This window comes from uncultured Methylobacterium sp. (assembly GCF_964251405.1).
In the GTDB taxonomy this organism is placed as follows: Bacteria; Pseudomonadota; Alphaproteobacteria; order Rhizobiales; family Beijerinckiaceae; genus Methylobacterium.
The window spans coordinates 3,873-5,589 of record NZ_CAXUJR010000034.1 but is presented as its reverse complement, the minus strand read 5'-3'; the positions used below and the strand labels follow the sequence as shown (position 1 = coordinate 5,589).

At 67.0% G+C, this 1,717-nt stretch carries 1 protein-coding gene; it reads right to left on the bottom strand.

The features are described 5' to 3' along the window. On the bottom strand, window positions 1-1,296 hold a 1,296-nt coding region (locus ACFE7U_RS08530; protein WP_375409303.1), incomplete at its 3' end, for a TonB-dependent receptor domain-containing protein. Between the last annotated feature and the right edge of the window lie 421 nt (window positions 1,297-1,717).

Here is a 1,717-nt window from a genome sequence, read left to right as displayed (position 1 = left end):
CTCGGTGAGCCTGATCTGATCCTGGGCGTAGAGGCCGAGCTGCTGCAGGTTCTGGGTGGTGACGAGGTAGGGCAGCGGGCGGGCCGAGGCCTGGAAGTAGCGCGGCGACAGGATGTTGACCGACGGGACAGGGAAGGTCGAGGCCTGATTGTCGAACAGGCTGTAGTTCTTGTAGTCGATCCCCATCAGCACGGTGTGGCCGAACAGCCCGTCCGAGAACCTCGCCTCGGCCTGGTTGTCCACCGCGAAGGTGCCGGCATGTGGCGTCGTGAGGAAGCCGTAGCGGCTGAGATTGGTCTGCGTGGTGTCGCCCGAGACGTAGTCGTTGCCGACGTAGCGCTGGTCGCGCACCTCGGTGAAGGCGTAGCGAAGGTTCTGGCGCACCGTCCAGACGTCGTCGATATGGGTCTCGAACTCGTAGCCGACATTGGCCTGGTTGCGGCTGTAGCCGTCGACGAGGGGGTCGCTGGCGTTGAACCGGCGGCCGATACGCAGGCCGAGCGCCTGCGGCCGGACGGTACCGACATAGGGCAGGAACTGGGCGACCCCGCCGGCCTCGTCGCGCTGGAAGCTCGTGAGCAGCGTGAAGGTCGTCGCTCCGTCCGGCTTATAAGTCAGGCTCGGTGCGATGTAGTAGCGGTCCTCCGCCGCCAGGGCGACCTGCGCGTCCGACTTCTGCAGCCGGCCGGTGACCCGGTAGAACCAGTGTCCCGAGGGATCGGCCGGGCCGCCAACGTCGAAGGCGGTGTAGATCTGGTTGAACGATCCGCCTCCGACCTCGATGTACCGCAGTGGATCGAGGGGCGGGCGCTTCGAGACGATGTTGACGAGGCCGCCCACCGGGCTGCCGCCGAACAGCGTGGCGGAGGGGCCACGCAGGACCTCGATGCGCTCCGCGCCGAAGGCGTCGACCTTGTAGTTGGCGAAACCCGTCTGGAAGAGCTGCAGCTCGTCGCGGTACAGCCCGCCCTCGGTGGCCGAGAATCCGCGGATCAGGAACCAGTCGACCCGCGGGTCCTGGCCGAACTGGTTGGCGAAGATGCCGGGCGTGTAGCGCACGGCCTCTGACACGGTCTGGGCGTTCTGCGCACGGATCTGCTCGGTGCCCACCACGCTGATCGATTGCGGCGTGCGGATCAGCGGCGTGTCGGTCTTGGTGGCGGTGGCGCTGGTGGTCGCGACGTAGCCGCGAACCGGACCCCTCGGACTCTCCCTCAGGGTCTCGACCCCGCCGGCCGCACCGGCCCCTCCGGACGCACGGCCGTCGCCCTGGACGCCGATCTCATCGAGGGTCACGCCGCTCGCCGCGGGCGCGCGGGTCGGTTGAGCCTGGGCCAGGCCACTGACAGCGGAAGCGATGCCGCCAGGGCCGTGCAGCGCAGGGCGTCGATGGCGAAGCATCGCGCGAGGCAGGGAGGCAGCATGACGAGGCTCCGGAATCGGCAGCCGAACGGGCACCGAGATGGCGAGCGGCTCCGGCCCTCTACTTTTGAATTAGACTAAACTACTGTAGAATAAGGCAAATTCGACTGAGGTTCTAGGAGCGACGCTCGCGAAACACAAGCCACGTCAAAGCCTGAGGTGGGATCGCGGCCGCCTTCGCGACATCCGGGCAACACCACCCAAGCCGCTTTGGCTTTCTTTGCGTTCACGCTATGTCTCTCGACTGCGCCGACCACGCGCATCAGGGACACCGATGGCAACCCCGACCTCCACC